Source organism: Paraburkholderia podalyriae (genome assembly GCF_014397785.1).
GTDB lineage: Bacteria > Pseudomonadota > Gammaproteobacteria > Burkholderiales > Burkholderiaceae > Paraburkholderia > Paraburkholderia podalyriae.
On sequence record NZ_VZQQ01000155.1, the window covers coordinates 1 to 4,152 of the forward strand.

Genomic DNA, 4,152 nt, shown 5'->3' on the forward strand with positions numbered 1-4,152 from the left:
AACAGACTCTCGGTGAACGTGTCGGTGCCGCGCATGATCTCCAGGGGGCGGGTGAGGTTCTTACATCAACGCTTTTGCTATCCGTCGCGATGACTTCAGCGCGAGGTATTTCCGCAGCCTGCTAAGCCTTCACTGCCTCGGCCTTGATGCCGACCATCAACGCCAGCCCGCTCAGCACCAGCAAACTCGCGAGAAGGTAGACCGCGAGATCCATGCTGCCCGTACTCGTGCGAATCTGGCCGATCACCCATGGGCTGACGATGCCGCTCGTGATCCCGATGCTGCTGATAAACGCAATGCCGGATGCCGCAGCCTTGCCGGAAAGATGGCTCGTCGGCACGGACCAGAAGATCGGCAGTGCGGCGAAGATCAATACGGCGGCAAGCGACAGAATCGCCAGCATCGTGGGAAAGCTGTTCAGATGCAGCGTCAGTGCCGCCAGCGCCAGCCCGCCGCCGATCGTGCAAAACGCAAAGTGCTTGCGCCGCTCGCCCGTGCGATCGGAACGACGCGCAATCAACATCAGACCGATCGCGCCGATCGCATTCGGCACGACGGTATAGAGACTCACCGACACGACATCCTTGATGCCGAAATCGCGGATCATCAGCGGCATCCAGAAGTTCAACGTGAGTGACGCACAGGTCAGCGAGAAGTAAACGAACGCGAACAGATAGACGCGCGGATTGAGCAGCGCCGCCGCGAAACTGCGACCGTCGTGCTTGCTGTCCTCCGCCTGGCCTTGCGCGCAGAGTGCAACGAGCCGGTCCTTTTCTTCGTGGGTGAGCCAGTTCGCGTGGTGCGGCTTGTCCACCAGGTAACGCCACGTGAGAAACGCGAGGATCACGGCGGGTGCGCCTTCGATTGCGAACATCCATTGCCAGCCGAACAGTCCCATCACGCCGTTCATGTCGCGCATGATCCAGCCGGAAAACAGACCGCCCAGCACGCCCGCTACCGCGACGCCCGCAAAGAACACGGACATCACCGCCGCGCGACGATTCGCCGGAAACCAGTAGGTCAGATACAGCACGATGCCGGGGAAGAAGCCGGCCTCGAACACGCCGAGCATGAATCGCAGGATATAGAAGTGCGCGGGCTTCGATACGAACATCATGCACATCGACGCGATGCCCCACAGCAGCATGATGCGCATGAAGGTCTTACGTGCGCCGTATCGGGCGAGCAGGATGTTGCTCGGCACTTCGCATAGCACATAGCCGACGTAGAACACGGCTGCGCCAAGCCCATACATGGCATCGCTGAAGCTGAGATCGTGCTTCATCTGCAATTGCGCAAAACCGATATTGATGCGGTCCAGAAAGGACACGACATAACAGAGAAACAGAAACGGAATGATGCGCCACGCGACCTTCTGAAACATCAGGTGATCGGCCGTGACAGGGGCGACTTGCCGAATGGCGTCGCCATCGAGGGAATGTTGCATGTCTCGCTCCATATGCGTTGCGCGTCTGACTGGAGACGAGCAAGCCCGAGGCGTCTGTGCGCCTTCATGTTCTGAACGGTGAAAGGCCGGACGGCCTTTCCAGGTGTGCTTCGTGCGATCAGTGCGCAGCGCGTGCCGCGCCCTGTTTCGCGATCAGTCCTGCAGCGCGGCCCACATTTCCTTGTCGCGCTGCGCGGTCCAGATACGCGGATGCGTGATGCCGCTCGCTTCGTCATACGCGCGCGAAACGTCGAACGGCAGGCAGTGTTCGTAGATGAACACCTGGCCGAACTTCGGGTCCATCGCCCTGCGCGTGAGCGCCATCGCGCCCTTCAGGTCGAGCTTGTCCTTGAATGCGTCATGGCCTGCCTGCAACAGCGTGGTGACGAAGTCTTTCGTGTAGTCGAGGCCCTTGTTCACGTCAGCCGGATTGAGCAGCGCGGGGCCGCGTCCCGGCACGAGCTTGTCTGCATTCAGCGCGCGCAATGCCTCGAGCGTCGCGGGCCATTGTTCGAGTTGCGCGTCGCCGCAATAGCAGGCCGCGTCGTATTCGACCAGATCGCCGGAGAACAGCACTTTCTGCGATGGCAACCAGACGACCGTATCGCCCTTGGTGTGGCCCGAGCCGAGATGCGCGATGCGCACTTCGAGCTTGCCGAGGAAAAGCGTCATTTCCTTTTCGAACACGAGAGTCGGCCAGGTCAGACCGGGAACGGTTTCGACGCCAGCAAACAGACGCGGAAAGCGCTCGATTTCGGATTTCATATCGGCTTCGCCGCGCTCGACGATCATTTCATAGGTGCCGCGGCTCGCGATCACCTGCTGCGCGCCTTCATCGAAATACGCCGACGCGCCGAGCACGCGCACCGCGTGATAGTGCGACAGCACGACATATTTGATCGGCTTGTCGGTGACGCTGCGGATCTTCGCGATCAGGTCTTGCGCCATCGCGGGCGTGGCAGTCGTATCGACGATCAGCACGCCATCGTCGCCAATGATGACGCCTGAATTCGGGTCGCCTTCCGCCGTGTACGCATATGCGTTCTCGGACAGTTGGGTCCATGTGATTTTCTTTTCTTCCAGGTCGGCCTGGGATGCAAAAGCCTTTGCCATGTCTGTCTCCGTTATGCGACTCGTTGGGGATGAGCTATGGTCGTCGTCATGCGAAAGTTTGTCAATAGCAAAACACCTTGCCTTTAACTAAACTAGGGTAAACTCCGTAGATTGGGGGTTGGGGCTCAATCGGATACCATCTATCCCTTCCATCGCGAGGCACCGAATTGGTCAAATCCGCATCGGGCGAAAGTCCGGGTCACACGACGGCTGACGCGTCGGTCGAGAGGAAGCAACGGGGCATTCAAAGCGTCGAGGTAGGCGGGCGTCTGCTCCAAGCGCTGGCACGGCATCGCGTCCCGCTCGGGCTGACCGAACTGGCGGGCGAGGCACAACTGTCTTCCGCGCAGGCTCACACGTATCTGGTGAGCCTGACGCGTCTTGGCCTCGTCAAGCGCGACGCGCTGACGGGCAATTACGAGCCAGGCCCGTTGTCGTTGCGCCTCGGGCTCATGCATATCGAACAGCAACCGGTGTACCGGATCGCCGCGCCGTACGCGGCAGCGCTTGCCCAGCAAGTCGGCTTCAGCGTGGCGATCTGTGTGGCGGGCGCGCAAGGGCCGACCATCGTGCGATACGAGCGCGGCGGTTTTCCGCTGCATGTAAATCTGCATATCGGTACGGTGATGTCGCTCGAAGCCACGTCCACGGGCCGCATCTTCTGTGCGTTCTACGCGCACGAGCAGGTCCGCCAGATGGCGCGGAGTCAGGCGCTCGCGCCCGGCGGATGGTCGACGGACGACAGCGCGGGCAAGCGCCCGGTGATCGATGCGCAATGGTTCAAACGCTTCGACGCCATCCGCGCGCGCGGGATCGAGCGCGGCGTCGACGCGCCGAGTCCGGGCGTCAGCAGCCTGAGCGTGCCCGTGTTCGACGCGCAGCAGCGAATGCAGCTTGCGCTGACGGCAATCGGTTCTTCGGGATCGATCGACGTCGGCTGGAACGGCGACGTGGCTCGCCAGTTAATCGAAACCACCCGGCAAGTCACCGAAGCGCTCGTCACCTCGAATTGAAACCATGCACACCGACACTCCGGACACGTCCGGTTTTAACGTAACCGAAACCAGCGATCCGAAAGCGCAACGCGGCATCAGCGCGCTCGACAGCACGGGCGAACTGTTGCTCGCGCTGGTTTCCGCGGGTCGCCCGCTGTCGCTGCGCGATCTGGCCGCCGCCGCCGATATGCCCGCCGCCAAGGCGTTCCCACACCTGGTGAGTTTGCTAAAGGTGGGTCTGCTCAGTCGCGACGACGCGGGCTATTTCAATGCGGGGCCGCTCAGCATGGAGCTAGGTCTGATCGCATTGCAGCGGATGTCGCCGATACGCGACGCCGAACGCGAGATCGTCGCCTTGGCCGCCGAGTCGGGGATGAGCGTCGCGGTCGCGATTCTCGGACCGCTCGGGCCGACCGTAATCCGCTTCGAAGAATCCGCGCGACCGCAGCACGTCAGCTTGCGGGTTGGAACGTATCCGTCAGCGTAACCCGTCAGAAGTTGGAATATAGTACGAGACCAACAACGCCGCGAGAGATCAGGACGAGGTGAGCGAGATCCCGCTGCGACAGTGCGACGGCTCTCTGGATGTCAGAACGC

2 protein-coding genes and 1 pseudogene are annotated in these 4,152 nt (G+C 61.5%); 1 reads left to right on the forward strand and 2 read right to left on the reverse strand.

Going from position 1 to position 4,152, the window contains the following annotated elements; translation table 11 throughout:
* Window positions 1-121: 121 nt before the first annotated feature.
* Both F6X42_RS41830 and F6X42_RS41835 read right to left on the reverse strand, forming a co-directional pair.
* The gene (locus F6X42_RS41830) at window positions 122-1,447 is read right to left on the reverse strand and encodes an MFS transporter (protein WP_187639615.1); all 1,326 of its coding nucleotides are present in this window, start codon (window positions 1,445-1,447) and stop codon (window positions 122-124) included.
* 153 nt (window positions 1,448-1,600) lie between these two features.
* Window positions 1,601-2,560 carry an MBL fold metallo-hydrolase gene (locus tag F6X42_RS41835; RefSeq protein ID WP_187639616.1) on the reverse strand — a complete coding sequence of 320 codons (960 nt, stop codon included), beginning with the start codon at window positions 2,558-2,560 and terminating at the stop codon, window positions 1,601-1,603.
* Between the two features lie 242 nt (window positions 2,561-2,802).
* Here F6X42_RS41835 and F6X42_RS41840 point away from each other — a divergent pair.
* Window positions 2,803-4,036: pseudogene (locus F6X42_RS41840) on the forward strand (helix-turn-helix domain-containing protein); the annotation flags it as partial.
* Between the last annotated feature and the right edge of the window lie 116 nt (window positions 4,037-4,152).

Excerpts from the sequence above, each read along its gene's own strand:
- F6X42_RS41830 (WP_187639615.1), bottom strand. The coding sequence starts at position 1,447 with ATGCAACATTCCCTCGATGGCGACGCCATTCGGCAAGTCGCCCCTGTC.
- F6X42_RS41835 (WP_187639616.1), bottom strand. The coding sequence starts at position 2,560 with ATGGCAAAGGCTTTTGCATCCCAGGCCGACCTGGAAGAAAAGAAAATC.